Below are 20,122 nucleotides of genomic sequence, written 5' to 3' on the forward strand. Positions count from 1 at the left end.
CAGGCTCAGCCTTTTTGCTGCGCGGCAAGCCCTTCCGCCGCGCGCTCATGACTCGCCTGGCCCTCGGGTGAGGCAACCTCGGCAAAATCCTCCATTTCGTAGAATGGCCGGATCTCGATCTCACTTGGCGTCATCATCGGATTGGGGCAGCGTTTGACCCAAGCGACCGCCTCGTCCATATCCTTGACCTCCCAGATCCAGTAGCCGGCGACCAGTTCCCGGGTCTCGGCAAAGGGCCCGTCGATCACCCGGCGGTCCGACCCGTCAAAGGCGATGCGCTTGCCCATCTTCGATGGCTTAAGCCCGTCGCCCGAGAGCATGATGCCGGCCTGCACCAGTTCCTCGTTGAACTTGCCCATATCCTCGAACAGCTTTGGCGGTGGCATGATGCCCTCTTCGCTGTCTTCCGTCGCCTTCACCATCACCATGACGCGCATGTCTTGTTTCCTCTCGTTGTTCAGGACCGCCAGATGCGATCCTGCCTACCCAACGAACGAGGTAAACCCATTTCGACACGGCATGCGAAAAAAAACGGACTGAAGCGGCAACACTCACTTCGGAATGTGGATCGTCGCCCGGATATGCTTGAGCGAGGCAACGATCGTAAACGTCATCATGACCAGCAGCGTCCAGGAACTCCATTTGCCCAAATGCACTGTCGACCAGGCGCCGAGCTGGTTGGGGTAATGCCAGATCGCAAAGAAGGTCGAGATGTTCTCCGCCACCCAGATGAAGAAGCCGATGAGGATGAAGGCGAGCAGCATCGGCATCTGCCGGTCGCGATCGAACGGCCGGAAGATCACGGTGGTGCGGGCATAGAGGCCGATGGCAAGCGCCGCCAGATACCAGCGATAGTCGCCGATATAGTGGTGGGCGAAGAAGTTGAGATAGATCGCAAGTGCCACCCCGATCGCCATCCAGTAGGGCGGATGATGGCGGATCCTGAGGTCGAAAAGCCGCCAGGCCTGGATGATGTAGCTGCCGACGGCGGCATACATGAAGCCGGAAAACAGCGGCACGCCGAACACCTTTGTATAGGCGAAGTCCGGATAGGACCACGACTGGATGGCGCCCGACGTCTTGAATACCTCCAGAGCGAAGCCGACGATGTGGAACAGGCATATTGCCTTCAGCTCATCTCGGGTTTCGAGCTTCGTCCACACCATCCAGATCTGGATGGCAAGCGCGATGATCAGCAGGACGTCATAGCGGGGAATGCCGAACACGCCCTCGCGTGGCACGACGAAGATCGAGACGAAAAACAAGCCGGCAAACAGGCAGGCGCGTGCCTCCTTGATGCCGAACAGCAGGAATTCGACGATGAAGCGCCTGATACCGGTGAGGTGGGGATGCGGTTGGTGATCGATGAGCCTGCGGTCGAGCGCACTTAGGAGGTCGCCTCGCTCGTCTGCCACAAGTGTCATCGCCGACCGCCTTCCCAGTTGCATTCCGTTGCAACCTCACTACTAAGCGGCCATGGACGAAATCAAGGCATCGACGTCACTTTGCATCCACCGGCTGGGGATTGCCCTCGGCATCATCGCCTGCGGTCTGACGCTGAGGCTCGGCGGTTACGAGATCGGCCTGCCATATGTCCTGGTGAAATACGGCGGCTCGACCCTCTGGGGCGCGATGGTCTTCTTCCTGCTGGCTGTCCTCCTGCCGCGACAGCCGCTCGGACGTCTGGCACTCCTTGCCTTCGTCGTCGCAGCCATCACCGAGTTCAGCCGCCTCTACCACACACCCTGGCTCGACGCATTCCGCCTGACGCTCTCAGGCGCGTTGCTGCTCGGACGCATTTTCTCCTGGTGGAACATTCTGGCTTACGGCCTCGGCATCGCCCTCGCAGCACTGGGCGAAACCCGGCGTCTTGCCCGATCCCAGGCAGCACAAGGCTAGCGGGCAGCACCCGCCATCCGCTTTGCCCGTCGCCGCTCCATGATCTTCGGACGTACCACCCGGTAGCCGAGCAGCACGATCGTCACGACAATGTAGAAGGCGGCCTCTGGATCGATGACTTTCAGCGACAGCGCATAATGCAGCACCGCCACCAGCAGGATCGGATAGGTCAGCTTGTGCAGCCTGTTCCACTTCGGCCCGAGCCTTCGGATCGACCACTGGTTCGAGGTCAGCGCCAGGGGGATCAGCATCAGAAGCCCCGCCATGCCGAGCATGATATACGGCCGCTTCAGGATGTCGCCGGCGATCGACGACAGGATCAGACCTCGATCGAGCGTCAGATAAACGGCAAAATGCGCCAGCACATAGTAGAAGGCGACCAGCCCAAGCGCGCGTCGATAGCCAATTAGATTAATGCCGAAGAGGTCGCGCAGCGGCGTCACGGCAAGCCCGAGACACAGGAAGCGCAGCGCCCAGAGCCCCAGCAGATGTTCGAAGGCGCGCACAGGATCGGCGCCCAGCCCGCCGAAGATCCCGAGATAGAAGGCATACAGCCCTGGCATCAGTCCCAGCGCGTAAAGCGCCCAGATCGACGCTGGCTTGTAGCGGGCGGGCAGGGCGGGCAAGGCGAGCGATACCATCAGTAGAACTTCGTCAGGTCCATGCCGGCATAGAGGCTGGCGACTTCGTCGGCATAGCCGTTGAACGGCAGCGTATTGATCCGCGCGCCGCCGAACAGCCCCTCCGCCTCGCCGATCCGCCGCTCCGTGGCCTGGCTCCAGCGTGGATGGTCGACCTCAGGATTGACGTTGGCGTAGAAGCCATACTCTGACGGCTGCAGCTTGTTCCAGGTCGATGCCGGCTCCTCTTCCGTCAGCGTGATCTTGACGATCGACTTGATGCCCTTGAAGCCGTATTTCCAAGGCACGACGAGCCGGATCGGTGCTCCGTTCTGGTTTGGCAGCGTCTCGCCGTAAAGACCGGTCGCGAGGATGGCCAGCGGATGGCGAGCCTCATCGAGGCGCAGGCCTTCGCGATAGGGCCATTCCAGCGCCTGGAAGATGCCGGCCTGCCCCTGCATCTCTTCGGGCCGCACAAGCGTTTCGAAGGCGACATACTTCGCCGAGCCCAAAGGCTCCACCCGATCGAGCAGGGCCGAGATCGGAAAGCCGATCCACGGGATCACCATCGACCAGGCTTCCACACAGCGCATCCGGTAGACGCGCTCCTCCATCTCGAAGTCTTTCATCACGGTCTCGATGTCGATCACCTGCGGCTTGGCCACCAGTCCTCCAACCTCGATCGTCCAGGGGCGCGTCGTCAACGAGCCGGCATTGCGGGCTGGATCCTCCTTGCCGGTACCGAACTCATAGAAATTGTTGTAGGTGGTCACGTCCTCTTTCGAGGTCAGCTTTTCTTCGAGCTTGTAGATGCTCGGCTTGGCGGCAAGCGGTGCCGCGAATGCCTGCGATCCAAGGCTGACGGCGGCAACCCCGCCCGCCGCGACCCCCATGAACTCCCGTCGCCGCATGTAGAGCGACTTCGGCGTGATCTCGGAACTGGCGATCTTCGGCGGATGGTAGTGGGGCATGGCAGACCTCGTCGGGCTTTCTCTGTCTCTCTAGATAGAAGACGCTATGAAAGAGAACAGAGTTTCACCGCTTCGAAAAGAAGCAAGGCAGGAACAATTTTGTGTAGGGCAAGGTCGGCCGGGGGCTGTAAGAAACGGCTTCTTTTTCCGACAAGCCTCAACCACACCAATCGAGCTTGTGCCCTTCCCAGCGGTGTGCGAGCCCGCGTGCGATCAGATTTTCGCCGACGGAGCGCCCGTCCTGGAGGACCACCCGGAGCTTGCCGCCATACTGGTCGACATCGCGCCGCTCCCGGCGCTCCATGATCAGCCCGCCGCCGTTCAGGGTATCAAGCAGCGCCACCTGCGCCTCGAGCCCGAGTTGCCGCTCTCTGTCGCAGGCCGGACGCCCGATTTCAGGCGTGTTGATGTCGGAGATCCGGTATTTCACTGCCCGGTACCAGAAGGTGTCGCCATCGACGACGCAATTGGTCCTCGTTGATCCCGCACAGGTGATGAAATGCCCCTCGATCGGTTCCGGACGCGGGGCAACGGCACCCGTGATGGCGTAGTCGATCAACTTGTTCGATGCTGGGACGACCAGGTAGGAATAGGGAAGTTTGTCGAAATGAATGACGACGAGCACACCGAGGCTGGCATAAACCACGATCCGCCGCATCCTGTAGAGTGCAGCAAACGGGCGCCAGCGCGGCGCAGGCGGCGGATTGAGCTTCTGACGTGCATCTTTCAGCAGGATCACGCGGGCAGGTTTCCGGGTCATCATGACGCCTCCTTGCGCGGTAAACTCTAGTAAACACGTCTTGCCGCAGGCTTAACCCGATCACTAAAATGCGAACGAAGACGCACCCTCCGTGAGTGCCAAGCGTACCGATTTGCCCTTCGATGCTAGTGACAGGTGAGGGCGCATGGCTTAGATCAGTTCCAAAATGGCTGCCTTGCCTTGGCGCCCAGGGTGCAGGCATGGCGGCGAACAAGCCATCGAGGTGACACCCATGCCCGTCTATCGTTCGAGAACCACCACCCACGGCCGCAACATGGCCGGTGCCCGCGGCCTCTGGCGCGCCACCGGCATGAAGGACGGCGATTTCGGCAAGCCGATCATCGCCGTCGTCAACTCGTTTACCCAGTTCGTGCCCGGCCACGTCCACCTGAAGGACCTCGGCCAGCTCGTCGCCCGCGAAATCGAAGCAGCCGGCGGCGTGGCGAAGGAGTTCAACACGATTGCCGTCGATGACGGGATCGCCATGGGCCATGACGGCATGCTCTATTCGCTGCCGTCGCGCGAGATCATTTCCGACTCGGTCGAATACATGGTCAACGCCCATTGCGCCGACGCCATGGTTTGCATCTCCAACTGCGACAAGATCACGCCCGGCATGCTGTCGGCTGCCATGCGCCTCAACATCCCCTCGGTCTTCGTCTCCGGTGGCCCGATGGAAGCCGGCAAGGCGATCCTGCAGGGCCGCAAGGTGGCCCTCGACCTCGTTGACGCCATGGTCGCCGCTGCCGACGACAAGATCTCCGACGCCGATGTCGACGAAATCGAAAAGGCCGCCTGTCCGACCTGCGGCTCGTGCTCGGGCATGTTCACCGCCAATTCGATGAACTGCCTGACCGAAGCGCTCGGCCTCTCGCTGCCCGGCAACGGCTCGACGCTCGCAACGCATGCCGACCGCAAGCGCCTCTTCATCGAGGCCGGCCACCTGATCGTCGACATCACCCGCCGCTACTACGAGCAGAATGACGAAAGCGTTCTGCCGCGCAACGTCGCCTCCAAGGCCGCCTTTGAAAACGCCATGGCGCTCGACATCGCCATGGGCGGCTCGACCAACACGGTTCTGCACATCCTGGCGGCTGCCCATGAAGGCGGCATCGACTTCACCATGGACGATATAGATCGCCTGTCGCGCAAGGTTCCCTGCCTGTCGAAGGTCGCACCGGCCAAGCAGGACGTGCACATGGAAGACGTTCACCGCGCCGGCGGCATCATGCGCATCCTCGGCGAACTCGACCGCGGCGGTCTGATCAACCGCGACTGCCCGACCGTGCATGCCGAAACCCTTGGCCATGCCATCGACCGCTGGGACATCACCCGCACCAATTCCGAAACCGTCCGCGACTTCTTCAAGGCGGCCCCCGGCGGCGTTCGGACCACCCAGGCCTTCTCGCAGGCCTCGCGCTGGGACGATCTCGACACTGACGGCGAAAAGGGCGTCATCCGCTCGGTCGACCATCCCTTCTCCAAGGATGGCGGTCTCGCCGTCCTCAAGGGCAATATCGCGCTCGACGGCTGCATCGTGAAGACCGCCGGCGTTGACGAGAGCATCCTGAAGTTCAAGGGCCCGGCGCGCGTCTTCGAAAGCCAGGACGCAGCCGTCAAGGCGATCCTGTCGAACCAGGTCGTCGCAGGCGACGTCGTGGTCATCCGCTACGAAGGCCCAAAGGGTGGCCCGGGCATGCAGGAAATGCTCTATCCGACGAGCTATCTGAAGTCGAAGGGCCTCGGCAAGGCCTGCGCACTCGTCACCGACGGCCGCTTCTCCGGTGGCACCTCGGGCCTCTCGATCGGTCACGCCTCGCCGGAAGCCGCCCAGGGCGGCGCGATCGGCCTGGTGCGCGAAGGCGACCTGATCGACATCGACATCCCGAACCGCACGATCAACCTCGTCGTCGACCCGGCAGAGCTGGACCGCCGCCGCGCCGAACAGGATGCCAAGGGCTGGTTCCCCGAAGAAAAGCGCAAGCGCAACGTCACGACCGCACTCAAGGCCTACGCCGCCTTCGCCTCGTCCGCCGACAAGGGCGCCGTACGCCAGCTGCCGGAATAACTGGGACAGCCAGAAGAGACCTAGCAGGGAGCCGGGCACGCCAGTGCCCGGCTCCTTTTGTTTCAGCTCACTTGATCGGTCGACTTCACGCTCGGCCGGCTGGACACGCGGTCCCACCATGCCGAAAGGGCAGGGCGTTGTTGGAGAATCTGCTGTCCTTGCTCCGCCTTGAGGAAGTAGGCAAAGATTGGCACGAGATGTAGATCGGCAAGGCTGATATCGGCACCCGCCATCCAGGGGGCCTGGGCCGCAAAGGCATCCATCACCTCAAGATAGCGGGGTGCAAGCGAAAGGGCCTTGGAAAAGCGCCCGTGATCCCGGGCTTCACCGCGGGCAGGCTTCTCGACCCCTTCCACGTAGATGCCCCATACCAGTTCTTGGTATAGGTAATTGTCGGCGATCCCGATGATCTGATTCATCCTTGCGCGGCGCTTGGCATCGGTCGGTTGCAGGCAAGGGCCGGAAAAGCCTTCATCGATGTAGCGTGTTATCGCGCTTGTCTCGAAGAGCAGAAACCCGTCGTGATCGAGTGCGGGTATCTTTCCGAACGGATGTATCATCCTGTAGCGGGAGTTGCTTTCGCTGTCTGAAAATATGTCCACCTGTTCCTGTTCGTAGGCGACCTCCTTTTCGGCAAAGACGATGCGGGCGATCCGCACATACACGCTGTAATTCGCGCCATAGAGCAGAGGAAGTGCCATGGGGAGCTGTCCGGTTGATAGTGTTGAACCCGGGCCATCTTCCATAGCTGTCCTCCCCATGACAAGTTCAGGGGATGCCACCTCACAGCGAGAAGCCTGCCGTGCAGGCTTCTATTGTTACGGGCCGCCGACATCATGCCGGCGGCCGCTTTGTGTCCCGCCTTAGGGGCGAGACAGGTTGCTCATGTCGATCTCCACCGTGGCTGATAGGCTTTCCAGGCTGTCATGCAGCAATTGCAGGAGATAGGCCGGATTGTGGACATAACCCGCCGGGTCCTTCGCCACGACCTGGTAGTTATAGGCGGCCTTCAGCAGGCGAGGGGTCCAGGCCTTGTAGGCATTGTCGCGCACCGCCTCGTCGTCGCTGATCACCCCGTCACCGTTCGCGTCCCCGAAGAAATAGGGATGACGCCCCTTGTGATAGCCGATGGGCGTGCCCGGCACGGCACCGGCATAGGCCTGGATCGCCGCATGGAGCCGCTCATGCAGGGTGCCGATCTCGCCATGCACGCCTTCCCGCACGTTTCCGTCCCCGTCATAATCGCTATGCCGCATGCGGATGTCGCGAAGAGTGTCCACGCCGCGGTGACAGGTCATGCAGCTGTCTTCCGCCACCTTCGTCGTGTGCGGATCATGACAGGCGACACAGCTGTTGGCGCTCGGAACATGCTGGAAGCGTCCGGCATAGGTCTTGTCGGGATAGTGATAGCCGCTGGCCGTGTCCGCGCCATGCATCGTGGCGGCAGCCACGGCATAGTGGATGTTGATAAAGGCGAGATCGGCCGAAATCTCGTCTTCGCCGATGGTGCCCACCGCCTTGATGACCGCCGCACCAGACTGGCGTCCCTGGTGACAGACGGTGCAGGTGGCGGAGCTCTCAAGCCCGCCAACCTCGACACCGGAGGGAAAGCGGACGGCGTTCAGCGCGTGGGCCTCGTCGGTATGGCAGGTGGCACAGCCGATCGGCGCATTGATCACGCCGGGTTGCTCGATGCTGCCTGGCGCACTGCCATCGGCGCCGAGAAAATCGAGGAAACCCGTCTCGGAGTGACAGGTGGCGCAAGTCTTCGGCACCTCGCCCTCCTTGTTCCAGTAGGTGAAGGAAGGGGAATGGTAGTTGCCGTGCGGTGACGAGAGCCAGGCCTCGACCAGTTTGGTGATCGGGGAGCCATCGCTCGCCCCGACCGGAACGGCGGTGAACAGCAGGGCGGCGAAAGCCGTCAGGCTGGCAAGAGCAGTGAGAGAGCGGGCTGGTCTTCGCGGCGTCATGGGATCCTCCTCGGTCGTGCATGTCGTGGCGATGGGAGGATGATGAACCGCAATACCACTCCCGCATATGACCGAGATCAATTCCGGACCGAAACCGTACTGCTAGAAGGAAAGAAAGGAGGCCCCCATGACCGATACCGTGACGCCAGGCATGGTCGCCATGCCGCAACGCTCCGCCCGGCGCCTGCCCCGTCTGCCGGCCGGCCTTCTCGCGGCCCTTTATCTCGGCCTCTGCACCCTGCCGCTCGTCCTGTCAGGGATGACGGATGTTTCTCCACACGATCCGCTGGAGCGCCTGGCCGCCGGTCTCGGCATGGCCGGACTGGCCGCCATGGCGGTGCAATTCGTCACCTCGGGCCGTTTCGAGATCGTCTCCGGACGGCTGGGTATCGACAAGATCATGGCCTTTCACAAGCTGGCCGCCTGGTGGATCCTCGTCGCCATCGTCCTGCACCCCATCGCCTATGTCGCGCCGACCTGGCTTGAGGATCCCGGTCTTGGCCGGGAGCGCCTGGTCGCCTACCTGACGCTGCCGCATTATCGCTCCGGCGTCATCGCCTGGGCAGCCCTCGTGCTGCTGGTCCTGTCATCTGCGCTGCGGAACCGTCTTCCCTGGCGCTACGAAGTCTGGCGGGCAACCCATCTCGTTCTTGGCACCGTAGCCATCGCGGCCGGGCTGCAGCATGCCATCGGCACGGGTCGTTTTGCGGCGATCGGGCCGGTAGAGATCTATTGGTATCTCGTCGGAGCCGGCATCCTCACTGTCCTTTCCATCCTTTATGGCTACCGCTGGCTGTCATTGCATCGCCGGCCATGGCGGCTCCATGCCGTCACGCGCCGGGCCGATCGTCTTTGGGAACTCGACATCCAGCCGGCCCCGGGGGCCCCGTCGCTCGATTATCACGCCGGACAATTCGTCTGGATGACAGAGGGCGGCAGGCGCTTTCCCCTCCTTGATCATCCATTCTCGATCGCCGACAGCCCGACACGTCCGGGCCTCAGCCTGATCATCAAGGAGGTCGGCGATTTCACCCGTCGCGTCGGCAGCCTTGAGCCCGGCACGCCCATCGGCATTGATGGCCCCTATGGTGAATTCTCCCTCGAAGCCCATCCCGGGGATGCTGTTCTACTGGTTGCCGGCGGTGTCGGCATCGCTCCGATCATCGGCATTCTGCGCGATCTGGTCGCGCGTCGCGACAGGCGGCCCGTTCGGCTCGCCTATGCCGTGGGTGCGCCGAGCAATTTCGCCTGCCTGGAGGAGATCGCCGCCGCAGGCACCGTTCTCGACCTCAAGGTCCTGCTGATCAGCGAGGAGTGCCCGCCCGACTGGCAGGGAGCCGTCGGCCGCCTCGATCCGGCGCGCCTGCGGGACTTGCTTGACGGGCTCGACCCCAAAGGCTGTGTTGCCCTGATGTGCGGCCCTGGCGGCATGGTCTCTGCCGTCTCCGATGCGCTGCTCGATCTCGGCCTGCCGATGAAGAACGTCGTCTATGAGCGCTTCGATTATGCCGGAGGCGCCTCCTCACGCCAGGATCGGCTGCGCAGCCTGGCCTTTGCCGGCCTTGCAGCGCTTCTGGTTGCGGCTCTGACGGTTTTCTATTTTGGAAATTAGCGAATGCGCTAATTTCCGTCCTTTGCTGCGGCGGTCCCGTCGATCAGGGTCAGAACCTTCCCGACGCCGTGTTGAAGTCGGAACGGATGTGCCGCTCTAACGTTCCGCCGACAGGCATGCCTCACAGCCTTCACGATGCGGTGATGTGGCAGGTTCATGGTCTTTCACCGACCGTCATGGAGACTACCTAGCAGTCATGAAGAGACGAAATTTCCTGCCATTCCTCGGCGCTGCCGCCGTCATTCCGCTTTTCCCCTTTTCGCTTGTCCGGGCCCAGTCCACATCCATACCGACATCTGTCCCGCCCCCGGTCCCGCCCGGCAGCTCGGAGCTTTCGGGTTCGGTGGATCTTCAAGTGCTCCGCCCCCGCATCGCCACGCTGCTTGATGACGCACGCCGCCTCGACACGCTGGAGACGGTGATCGTGACCCGCAACGGCGAAGCGCTTGGCGAGAGGGCCTATGGCGACAGTTCCCTGACCGGATCGGCCAATATCAAGTCCGCGTCCAAATGCATCGTCTCGGCGCTGGTCGGCATTGCCATCGACAAGGGCCTGCTTGAGGGGGTGGATCAGCGCATCGAGACTGTCCTGCGTTCCGAGTTTCCCAGGGATCCCGATCCGCGCCTGTCACACATCACCATCGGCCATCTCCTGTCGATGCGCTCCGGCCTTGAGCGGATGTCTGGCCCGAATTACGGTCGCTGGGTCGCAAGCCGCAACTGGACACGTTTCGCGCTCGCCGCCGATTTCGTCGACGAACCCGGCGGCGGCATGCTCTATTCCACCGCCTCCACCCATCTCCTCTCGGTGATCCTCACCAAGGTTTCGGGCAAGCCGACGCTGGCGCTTGCCAGGGAGTGGCTGGAGCCGCTCGATGGCTTCCGCATCGGCTCCTGGCACCGCGACCCGCAAGGCTACTATCTTGGCGGCAATCAGATGGCCATGACGCCGCGTTCGCTGCACGCCTTTGGCGAACTCTATCGCCGCGGCGGGATAACCGAAGACGGCACACGGCTCATCTCGCACAACTGGATCCGCGAGAGCTGGATCCGCCGCACCAATTCCGTCTTCAACGGTGATGGCTATGGTTATGCATGGTTCCTCAAGGAAATGGGCGGCGCGCAGGTCAACTATGCCTGGGGGTATGGCGGTCAAATGCTTTATATTGTCCCCAGCCTCGGCCTGACGGTGACGATGACCTCCGACGAAAGTGCGCCATCGGCCCGCACCGGCTATCGCGACGAGCTCCACGGTCTCTTGACCCGCATCGTCGAAACCGTGCGCACTTGAGCCTGAGAGGCATTATCCCCATCTGCGATGCGCCTTCCTTGGTTCTGCCTATTTGCCGGCGCAGGAACCGGGTCTAGAACGTCCATGATCGCATGAAGGATTTTCGCATGCCGCGCTTCGACCGTTTCACACCTATTGCCATGATCGCCGCCCTGCTGATGATGCCGCTGTCCAGTCCTGCCATGGCTCAGGACAAGGCGGTGCCCACGAGCCAGATCGAGATGCAGCTCTCGTTCGCGCCGCTCGTCAAACAGGCGCGTGGCGCAGTCGTCAACGTCTATGCAGAGCGCCTGGTGCAGACCCGGTCCAGCCTGTTTGCCGGCGATCCCTTCTTCGAGCAGTTCTTTGGTCAGCGCATGCCAAACCGCACCGAAAAACAGTCCTCGCTGGGCTCAGGCGTGATCGTTGAGGCCGATGGTGTGGTTGTCACCAACAACCACGTGATCGACGGCGCCGACGACATCAAGGTGGCGCTCGCCGATGGTCGCGAATTCCCGGTCAAGGTCATCTTGAAGGACGACCGGCTGGATCTTGCAGTGCTCAAGTTCGAGACCGATGAGGTCATGCCGACGCTGCCCATCGGCAATTCCGATGCGACCGAAGTCGGTGATCTCGTGCTTGCTATCGGCAACCCCTTCGGTGTCGGTCAGACCGTGACCTCAGGCATTGTCTCGGCGCTTGCCCGCAACCAGGTGACGGAAGGCGATTTCGGCTTCTTCATCCAGACCGATGCCGCGATCAATCCCGGCAATTCCGGTGGTGCGCTGGTCAACATGAAGGGCGAACTGATCGGCATCAACACGGCAATCTTCTCGCGCGGCGGCGGCTCGAATGGCGTCGGCTTCGCCATTCCTGCCAATCTCGTGCGCGTCTTCCTTGATGCTGCCGATCGCGGCAACGCCTCCTTCGAGCGGCCCTATGTCGGCGCGAGCTTCGAGCCGGTGACGTCGGATGTTGCCGAAGCGCTCGGGCTCAAGACCGTGCGCGGCGCGCTCGTGGTCAGCGTGGTCGAGGGCGGTCCGGCGGAAAAGGCTGGGTTGAAGCCTGGCCAGGTCGTGACCGCAGTGAATGGTGTGCCGGTCGAGCATCCGGATGCCCTGGGCTACCGACTGACCACGGCAGGTCTGGGCAAGAGGGCTGAATTGACGGTCCAGCAGGACGGGAGCGAGGAAACCATTCCCCTGACGCTCGCGACAGCCCCCGAGACCCGTCCGCGCGATATCCAGTTGATTGAAGGCCGCACGCCCTTTGCCGGCATCCGCGCCGGCAACCTCTCGCCGCGTCTCGCCTATGAGCTGAAGATGGCCTCCGAAGTCACCGGCGTCGTCGTGACCGAGGTGGTCCGGGGATCGCCAGCCGCCCGCCTCGGTTTCCAGCCCCGCGACATCGTCCTGGCCGTCAACGGCGAGACTATCGCCTCCGTGGAGGACCTGCAGAAGATCGCCCAGAGCGATCCGGGCTTCTGGCGTGTCGAGATCGAGCGCGATGGCCAGCGCATCCGGCAGATCTTCCGATGAGTGATCTTTTCGCGCCGCAGGTCCCGAAGGAAGTCGCCGAGCGCCGCCCGCTCGCCGATCGCCTACGGCCGAAAAGCCTGTCGGAAGTGACAGGCCAGGAACACCTCACCGGTGAGGACGGCGTGCTTGCCCGGATGATTGCTGCGGGCTCGCTCGGCTCGATGATCTTCTGGGGCCCGCCGGGCACCGGCAAGACCACCGTCGCCCGTCTTCTGTCCGGCGAGGCGGGCCTTGCCTTCGAGCAGATCTCGGCAATCTTCTCCGGTGTCGCCGACCTGAAGAAAGTTTTCGAAAGCGCCAGGCTGCGCCGTATGGAGGGTCGGCAGACCCTGCTCTTCGTCGACGAGATCCATCGCTTCAACCGCGCCCAGCAGGACAGTTTTCTCCCCGTGATGGAGGATGGCACCGTCATCCTCGTGGGGGCGACCACGGAAAATCCGAGCTTCGAACTGAACGCCGCTCTTCTCTCCCGGGCCCGGGTTCTGACCTTCAAGAGCCATGATGCCGAAAGCATCGAGACGCTTTTGAAGCGAGCCGAGGAAACCGAGGGCAAGCCGCTGCCGCTGGATGGCGACGCCCGCCAGGCTCTGATCCGCATGGCCGATGGCGACGGCCGTGCCTCGCTCACGCTTGCTGAAGAAGTCTGGCGTGCGGCACGTCCGGACGAGGTCTTCGACACCGAGGGGCTGGGCCGCATCGTCCAGCGCCGCGCGCCGGTCTACGACAAGGGCCAGGATGGTCACTACAATTTGATCTCGGCGCTGCACAAGGCCGTGCGCGGTTCCGATCCGGATGCTGCCCTCTACTATCTCTGCCGCATGTTCGATGCCGGTGAGGATCCGCTTTATCTCGGACGGCGGCTGGTGCGCATGGCGGTCGAGGATATCGGTCTTGCCGACCCGCAGGCGCTGGTCATCTGCAATGCCGCCAAGGATGCCTACGACTATCTGGGCTCGCCGGAAGGCGAACTGGCGCTGGCTGAGGCCTGCGTCTATCTGGCAACGGCGCCGAAATCGAACGGCGTCTATGTCGCCTACAAGGCCGCCATGCGCGCCGCCAAGGAGCACGGCTCGCTGCTGCCGCCCAAGCACATTCTCAACGCCCCGACCAAGCTGATGAAGGGCGAGGGTTACGGCGACGGCTACCGCTATGACCACGACCAGCCGGATGCCTTTTCCGGTCAGGATTATTTCCCCGAAAAGATGGGTCGCCAGACCTTCTACGATCCGCCGGAGCGCGGTTTCGAGCGCGAGATCAGGAAGCGCCTTGACTGGTGGGCCAAGCTGCGCCGTGAGCGCGGCGGCTGAGACGTCTTGTCTATCGTCATTTCAGCTTAAGCTGCTTTTAAGCGCTGTGCCCTAGTCTTCCCCGGCGAACAAAGGGAAACGGCATGAAACGCGATGACGGTCTTCCACACTTGATCCGGGCCGAGCTGCCGCCGCAGCGCTTCGGCTTGCTGACGCTCGTGCGGGCCTTCGCTCTCGTGTTGATCACGCTGTCGGCGCTGTCCTTGTTGTTCCTTGGCTACGTCGCCTCCCGCAAGGCTGACGATATTGCCGTCGACAAGCAGTTTGTCCTGCTGGAAAACGTCATCCGGGACCGCCAGAGCCTGCTCGCCCGCGACCAGCTGGGGCTCGCGCGTTGGGACCGTTCGGTCAAGTACATCACCCTGAAATTCCGCGCCTCCTATGTCATCGAGGAATTCGTCTCCTCGATCTGGTACGACTTCGGTCACGAGCGCAGCTTCCTGGTCGGCCCCGGCGGTCGGCTGATGATGTCGGCCTGGCAGGATAAGGTGGATCTGACCGGCCGCGACCTGCGCGCCAACGAAGACCTGAAGGCGATCGCCGATCGCGCCATCGCCCGCCACCATGTGCATCGCACGACGATCGAGGGTGGTTTTGGCCAGAAGCCCGTTCAGGCGGCGGACGTCCACACCATCGCCGCCTTCGGCTTTGCCGAGATCGAAGGCGAGGTGATGCTGGCCACCGCTATGGCCATCGTTCCGGATGACGGCGAAGTGGCGCTGCCGGAGGGCGATCCCGTCATCCTCATCTCCGCCCGCCCGGTCGATCAGGATTTCGTCACCGATCTCAATCGGCAGCTTGAATTCGCCGATCTCAGCTTTACCCGAAATGCCAGCGGCCATCTGCCGGTCATGAGTGTCGACGGCCAGGTCCTCGGCAGTTTCAACTGGTCGCTCTACAAGCCCGGCGCCGAGATCTGGCCGGTGGTCGTCCCCACCGTCGTCCTGCTCTGCGGCCTGCTTCTCGCGGCCACCTTCGTGCTCGCTCGCTCCATCGCCAAGCTCTCCGTCCGGCTGGAGGAGAGCGAGCGCCGTAACCGCGAGCTCGCCCATCGCGATGCGCTGTCGGGTCTGGCCAACCGGCTGTGCTTCGATCAGGCCTTGAACGAGGCCTCCGATCGGCTGGCGCATGCGCCATTTGCGGTAATCGCCGGTGACCTCGACCGGTTCAAGGCGGTCAACGACATCCATGGTCATGGCGCCGGCGATGAGGTGATCCGCATCGTCGCCCAGCGCCTGAACGAGGCGGTGGGAGAGAGCGGCCTGGTCGGACGCATGGGCGGCGACGAATTCGTCATTCTCGTCAACGCCTTTCGCGACAGGTCACGGCTGTCGCTGCTCGCTCACTCGATCATTCAGCTCATCTCGCAGCCCATGACGCTGTCGAACGGGGCCATCGTCGATGTCGGCATCAGCCTTGGCATTGCCACAGCGCCGGAAGACGGCGCTTCGGCCCGTGCCATCATGTCGAACGCCGATCGCGCCCTCTATGCCTCCAAGCAGGGCGGTCGTGGCCGCGCCTTCTTTGCCGAGGACTTGCCCCCCGAGGGCGAGACCCCGGCGACCGGGGAGGCGGTCCATGCGGCCTGACCTGCATCGACGCCGCCTGTTGCTGTTGCTCGCGGCCTCAACGCTGTCTGCCGCACCGCTTGCACGCCGGGCGCGCGCCGAGGCTGCGCGGCCCGCACTGAGTGAAACCCAGGCAGCGGTGTCCGGTGCCGGCAAGGGGCTCAAGGTCGTGGTGGTCGGCGCCGGTATGGCGGGCCTTCAGGCCGCCGTCGCGCTTGTCGAAGCCGGGGCCGAGGTCATCATTCTCGAAGCCCGCGACCGGATCGGTGGCCGCATTTTCACCGACCGCAGCCTCGGCGTGCCGGTCGAGCAGGGGGCGAATTTCATCCACGGTTTCAACGGCAACCCCGTCGCGGCGCTCGCCTCCAAGGCAGGTGGCATGCCCTTCTTCGTTGACGAGGAGCAGTCGACTGTCCTGCTTTCGGGCGGCGAGGAGCCCGAGGATTTCGAGATCGATGATCTCTGGGAGGAGATCGAGCGCATCGAGGAAAAGGCAGCCGAGGAGGCCGATGGTGATGCCACACTCTCGCTCCTCGACATCATCGAACTGCTCGACCCCGCCTTGCTGCAGGAGCCGATCGGCAATTGGGGCCTCACCGATATGTGGGAGAACGAGCTCGGCGCGCCGCTCAAGGCGATTTCGGCGCTGCATTTCGATGCCGGCGAGGTCTATCCGGGGCCGGACGCCGTGTTGCTCCAGGGCTATGACCTCCTGCCGCGCCACCTTGCCGACGGTCTCGATATCAGGCTGGGCGAGGCGGTTCGCCACATCCGCCATGCGGGTGACGCCGTGACCGTGGAGACTGCAACGGCACGGTTCGAGGCGGATCACAGTGTGGTTGCGGTGCCGCTCGGCGTATTGAAGGCCGGCACCATTAGTTTCGATCCGCCGCTGCCGCCGGAACATCAGGCCGCGATTGCGGCCATCGGCTTCGGCAATCTCGCCAAGGTCTCCGTGCTCTTCGATGCAGCCTTCTGGCCGGATGATCTGCATTATCTCGGTTATGCCGGCAAGGAACGTGGTCGCTTCGCCGACATGCTCAACCTGGTGCCGATCCACGATGCGCCGGTGCTGACGCTGATGGCGAGCGGCGATTATGCCGCCAGGGTCGACGCCATGGACGAGGCGGCCCTTAACGCCGATGTGACGGCGGTGCTGCGCGACATGTTCGGGCAGGCGGCGCCGGCACCGAAAGCCATCACCCGCCACGCCTGGTCGACCGACCCTCTGGCGCTGGGGACCTATTCCTATCCTGCCGTCGGGGCGAGGCCTGGGGATCACGATGTGCTGGCGGGGCCGGCTTCAGACCGGCTGTTGCTTGCCGGCGAGCACACCAGCCGCGACCATTTCGGCACGGTGCATGGCGCGCTGGAAAGCGGCCAACGCGCCGCCGCTGCCGTCCTCAAACGCAGCAGGGGCTGACGGTTCAGGTCTTGCGGTTCAGGTCTTGCGGAAGGGGATGAAAGCCTTACGAGGCCTTCTGCTTTGGTGCCACGGCGGGGGCTGCAATCATCTTGACCTTGGATTCGGCCAGTCCGTGATGGCCCTCCATGTCGACAATCATGTGCCAGTGGCCGCTCTCGGGGATGACGATGTTGATCGGTGATTTCTTCGCCACGCCACCGAGGAACTTGAAGTCCAGCGTTTCCTTGAACCGCTGGAAATTCGTCGGCGTCATCAGCCGCACATTGTTCACGGCCGACAGCGTCACCTCGATGATCGTTCCGGCGCGCTGTTCTTTCAGGTCATAATGGGTGAAGCGGAAGGTCGGTTTGGACATTTCGCTCGGGTCTCCGTTCAGTCTTTTAATAGATCATAATTTACCGCAAGGCCGTTAAGGAAGCGTTGGCCGAACCGGCTGACGGGGTCGGGCAGGGCGGACTTTTTTGGGACGCGGGGTTCATCGGAATGAAAGAGGGGGGCCTCGGGATAGGGGCACGGCCCCATCTCCCACATGGAGGGAAGGGGTGTCGCGCATTCCGCTCGGCCCTCATGCTGAGGTGCCCGCGTGAAGCGCGGGCCTCGAAGCATCCTTCCGCTTTGATCCACCAGTGGCATCGTGCTTCAAGGCCGGGCGTTGCCCGGCACCTCAGCATGAGGGGTAGGGGGCCTCGCCCTTCGAGGCCCGACGAGGTCGGGCACCTCAGGATGAGGGGTGATCTGTCGATGTCAAAAACCCCAAGCTTCGCCGCCGGTCGGACTCTTCATCCTCCGGCTGGGCTGAAATTTGTCTCGGACGAGGCGCCAGAAGCAACCTGTCTAAGTAGTAGTATGTGGCTCCTTCCGGCGCCTCGTTCGGCGTCTTTTCCCGCTGCATGCGTCTCTCTGGCAAGGCGGCGACGGTCTTCGGGTTTCCCCAAAGAGTGACCGGGCGCGGGTCCGGCTGCGGCAGTCTCCTCCGAAGAGTGGTCTGCTTCAGCCTGGCCGGTGGCCCGGGAGGTTCCCGCCGGATGGTGCACCATTCCGACCTGGACCCTCGCCCCGGGGATGGGGGTTGGATCATTTGCGACCGCCCATCATCCCCGCCGTTTTTGTCGCCCCGCCGTCTGGTGATGTTCGCGACGGCGTGGGCGCCTTGTCTGTGTGCCTCCGAGGCACGTCCTTCCGATCGAGGTATCCGGTGAAGAGCATCCGACCCTGTCACCTTGGTTACCAGCCCCACGTCCGGAGGGAGACCGTTGCAGCGGGCCGGGGGTCTGCACCTGCGAGAGTGCTCGCCTCCGGCGCCGGCCCCGCCTCGCCTGACATCGCATCGTCAGGTGTATCCGAGGGCGGGACAGAGCTGAGTCTACGAGGGTGGAAATGGTGGGGGATGAAAAAACATGTCGGGGTTTGATTTTGCTCGGGATTTTCTCAAACTCATCCCCCTTTTTTCGGCCGTATGCGCCGAATCTGTGGTTTTGCCCCTCACCCTGCCCTCTCCCCGCAGGCGGGGAGAGGGAGGCGCAAGCGGTTGATGTATCGGCCTTCTCCCCGCTTGCGGGGAGAAGGTGCCCGAAGGGCGGATGAGGGGCTGAAGTGATTGGGATGAGGGGCAAAGGCCGCAAGCGCGACGCCCATCTCCCCCTTGGTGGGGGAGAAAGCGAAATCGAGGAATTGGCCCGATCAGGGCGAAACCTCAGATTTCGCAAGAGGGGGGCTCGGTAAGGTGTTCGCCCACGGAACCGTGCCCCTCTCCAGGAAAATCTGAAGTTTAGGCGGCTTGCGCTCGCCTAAGCCTTCGATTTTCCGTCCTCCCCCGCTTGGGGGAGGTGGGGCCGCGGCCGGGACTTCGACCCCGCGAATATCGTGGCTATGTCCAGTGCACCGGTGGGTTTGATTGCGAGGGCAAGACGTTCGCGGGCCTATCTCCCCCCTTGCGGGGGAGAAAGCGAAATCGAGGAATTGGCCCGATCAGGGCCAAACCTCAGATTTCGCAAGAGGGGGGCTCGGTGAGGAGAGTGCCAAGGGAACTGTGCCCCTCTCCGGGAAACTCTGAAGTTTAGGCGGCTTGCGCGGACCTCAAGCCTTCGATTTTCCGTCCTCCCCCGCTCGCACGTAACTCATGTCGCCTGTTACTTTGTTAGTTGTTTCGAGTTAAATTCACTTTCAATATCAATTATTTCTTTGATGGAATTCTGAATGCTTTTCAAGCCGAGGGAATTCATTTTCACCTGGCCCGCAGGGGATAGGTTTCTCTCCATAGCTACAATGATGTTTAGTGAATTACACAATTCTACAAGCGGAGGCATATGTAGTCGCCAGTTTGCCGTGGGACTAAGGGCGCGTAACATAATTTTCAGATGTTCAAGATGGCTAGAAAGATCGGAGAACGCTTTTTCAGAGCTTTGCGCTCGAAAATCCGAGAATCTCGACAGGTTCAATCCTGCGTTCGTCTGTACATTATGCTCAGATCCGCTCAGCTTAGACAAAGACTCCCGATGCGTGGCCTGTAGAAGTTCCTCGAATACACGATCCTGCCGTTCGCGATGAGCATCTTCGCTCTGCCTCCTCAAATTTTCGGTTTGCTCCCCGATGAAGTCTGCCTGTCTCTGCGCCTGGAGTGCTTGATTGCGAGCTTGTTCGGCCTGCTCTTTCATCACTTCTCGGCTATTTGCGAGCTCTTGTCGCGTCATAACCAATTCTTCGCGTTGAGCGCGTAGTTCTTGTGCTTGGATGAAAACGGCTGCGACTAGCCAAAGAAATGCTACGGGGGCAAACGCCCGAGACAAGAAGTCTCCAAGCTCATTGAAGCTTCTGCAAGCCAAAAGTCGTTGGACTAAGTTGCCATCAGCCCCGCACAGGGCTGTCTCTGGAATTAGATATATTGCTAGGGCTAGGAGATACACAGCTGTAAAAAATCCTGCGGTAAACAGCCAGTTTATGCGCCATGGTTTTCGACTAGTTGTTTTCTCTGTCATGTGCGGCGTCTCTAATGTGTACACAAGTGAATAAAACCCCGCGCCGAACTCAATCGACGCGGGGTTTACTTTACCTCATCTCTGTCGCGTCCAACCAAACGAGATCGAAACTGCGCTTGGCGGCATTGATTCAACTGG

Annotated in this window: 17 protein-coding genes; 8 read left to right on the forward strand and 9 right to left on the reverse strand. The window is 62.3% G+C overall.

Annotated features, from left to right (window positions below):
* Nucleotides 1-5: 5 nt before the first annotated feature.
* Together J2045_RS09500 and J2045_RS09505 are read right to left on the reverse strand one after the other, a co-directional pair.
* Nucleotides 6-437: a YciI family protein gene (locus J2045_RS09500; protein ID WP_166599547.1), complete on the reverse strand. Its 432-nt coding sequence runs from the start codon at nt 435-437 to the stop codon at nt 6-8.
* Nucleotides 438-551: 114 nt separating this feature from the next.
* On the reverse strand, nt 552-1,424 hold the full coding sequence (locus J2045_RS09505; protein ID WP_307372033.1) for a DUF817 domain-containing protein: 873 nt from the start codon (nt 1,422-1,424) through the stop codon (nt 552-554).
* A 52-nt stretch (nt 1,425-1,476) separates the two neighbouring features.
* Between J2045_RS09505 and J2045_RS09510 the strand changes: the two genes are divergently transcribed.
* Nucleotides 1,477-1,899 carry a ribosomal maturation YjgA family protein gene (locus J2045_RS09510; RefSeq protein ID WP_307372035.1) on the forward strand — a complete coding sequence of 141 codons (423 nt, stop codon included), beginning with the start codon at nt 1,477-1,479 and terminating at the stop codon, nt 1,897-1,899.
* Here the strand turns inward: J2045_RS09510 and msrQ are convergent.
* The 3 genes from msrQ to J2045_RS09525 all read right to left on the reverse strand — a co-directional run bounded on the left by msrQ (nt 1,896) and on the right by J2045_RS09525 (nt 4,253).
* Nucleotides 1,896-2,540, reverse strand: a complete 645-nt coding sequence (gene msrQ, locus J2045_RS09515; protein WP_370873063.1) for a protein-methionine-sulfoxide reductase heme-binding subunit MsrQ — start codon at nt 2,538-2,540, stop codon at nt 1,896-1,898. The two genes, J2045_RS09510 and msrQ, sit on opposite strands and share 4 nt — an antisense overlap.
* On the reverse strand, nt 2,540-3,490 hold the full coding sequence (msrP, locus tag J2045_RS09520; RefSeq protein ID WP_307372037.1) for a protein-methionine-sulfoxide reductase catalytic subunit MsrP: 951 nt from the start codon (nt 3,488-3,490) through the stop codon (nt 2,540-2,542). The genes msrQ and msrP overlap by 1 nt, the downstream gene beginning before the upstream one ends.
* 157 nt (nt 3,491-3,647) lie before the next feature.
* A complete protein-coding gene (locus tag J2045_RS09525) occupies nt 3,648-4,253 on the reverse strand; it encodes a thermonuclease family protein (protein WP_307372040.1) in 606 nt (201 codons plus the stop codon).
* A gap of 229 nt (nt 4,254-4,482) precedes the next feature.
* Here J2045_RS09525 and ilvD point away from each other — a divergent pair, with 229 nt between their 5' ends.
* Complete coding sequence (ilvD, locus tag J2045_RS09530; RefSeq protein WP_307372042.1) at nt 4,483-6,318, forward strand: dihydroxy-acid dehydratase; 1,836 nt, start codon at nt 4,483-4,485, stop codon at nt 6,316-6,318.
* A 62-nt stretch (nt 6,319-6,380) separates the two neighbouring features.
* Here the strand turns inward: ilvD and J2045_RS09535 are convergent, their stop codons facing one another.
* Nucleotides 6,381-7,064, reverse strand: coding sequence for a glutathione S-transferase family protein (locus J2045_RS09535; protein ID WP_307372045.1), 684 nt, complete (start codon nt 7,062-7,064; stop codon nt 6,381-6,383).
* Nucleotides 7,065-7,181: 117 nt separating this feature from the next.
* On the reverse strand, nt 7,182-8,288 hold the full coding sequence (locus tag J2045_RS09540) for a cytochrome c3 family protein (RefSeq protein WP_307372047.1): 1,107 nt from the start codon (nt 8,286-8,288) through the stop codon (nt 7,182-7,184).
* 127 nt (nt 8,289-8,415) lie between these two features.
* Between J2045_RS09540 and J2045_RS09545 the strand changes: the two genes are divergently transcribed.
* The 6 genes from J2045_RS09545 to J2045_RS09570 all read left to right on the forward strand — a co-directional run bounded on the left by J2045_RS09545 (nt 8,416) and on the right by J2045_RS09570 (nt 17,006).
* Nucleotides 8,416-9,900, forward strand: coding sequence for a ferredoxin reductase family protein (locus J2045_RS09545; RefSeq protein ID WP_307372050.1), 1,485 nt, complete (start codon nt 8,416-8,418; stop codon nt 9,898-9,900).
* Between the two features lie 196 nt (nt 9,901-10,096).
* Nucleotides 10,097-11,191 (forward strand): serine hydrolase domain-containing protein, encoded by a 1,095-nt coding sequence (locus J2045_RS09550; RefSeq protein WP_307372051.1) that lies wholly within the window; start codon nt 10,097-10,099, stop codon nt 11,189-11,191.
* Nucleotides 11,192-11,331: 140 nt separating this feature from the next.
* Nucleotides 11,332-12,708, forward strand: coding sequence for a DegQ family serine endoprotease (locus J2045_RS09555; protein WP_370873085.1), 1,377 nt, complete (start codon nt 11,332-11,334; stop codon nt 12,706-12,708).
* Entirely contained in the window at nt 12,705-14,015 is a 1,311-nt protein-coding gene (locus tag J2045_RS09560; RefSeq protein WP_307372055.1) for a replication-associated recombination protein A, read from the forward strand. Before J2045_RS09555 ends, J2045_RS09560 begins: the two co-directional genes overlap by 4 nt.
* A gap of 83 nt (nt 14,016-14,098) precedes the next feature.
* Complete coding sequence (locus J2045_RS09565; RefSeq protein WP_307372057.1) at nt 14,099-15,604, forward strand: diguanylate cyclase domain-containing protein; 1,506 nt, start codon at nt 14,099-14,101, stop codon at nt 15,602-15,604.
* Nucleotides 15,594-17,006 (forward strand): flavin monoamine oxidase family protein, encoded by a 1,413-nt coding sequence (locus J2045_RS09570; RefSeq protein WP_307372059.1) that lies wholly within the window; start codon nt 15,594-15,596, stop codon nt 17,004-17,006. Before J2045_RS09565 ends, J2045_RS09570 begins: the two co-directional genes overlap by 11 nt.
* Before the next feature lie 46 nt (nt 17,007-17,052).
* Here the strand turns inward: J2045_RS09570 and J2045_RS09575 are convergent, their stop codons facing one another.
* Together J2045_RS09575 and J2045_RS09580 are read right to left on the reverse strand one after the other, a co-directional pair.
* On the reverse strand, nt 17,053-17,364 hold the full coding sequence (locus J2045_RS09575) for a DUF1883 domain-containing protein (RefSeq protein ID WP_307372061.1): 312 nt from the start codon (nt 17,362-17,364) through the stop codon (nt 17,053-17,055).
* Between the two features lie 1,774 nt (nt 17,365-19,138).
* Nucleotides 19,139-19,984 (reverse strand): hypothetical protein, encoded by an 846-nt coding sequence (locus tag J2045_RS09580; RefSeq protein WP_307372063.1) that lies wholly within the window; start codon nt 19,982-19,984, stop codon nt 19,139-19,141.
* Between the last annotated feature and the right edge of the window lie 138 nt (nt 19,985-20,122).

The organism is Peteryoungia aggregata LMG 23059 (assembly GCF_030814435.1).
Classification (GTDB): Bacteria; Pseudomonadota; Alphaproteobacteria; order Rhizobiales; family Rhizobiaceae; genus Allorhizobium; species Allorhizobium aggregatum.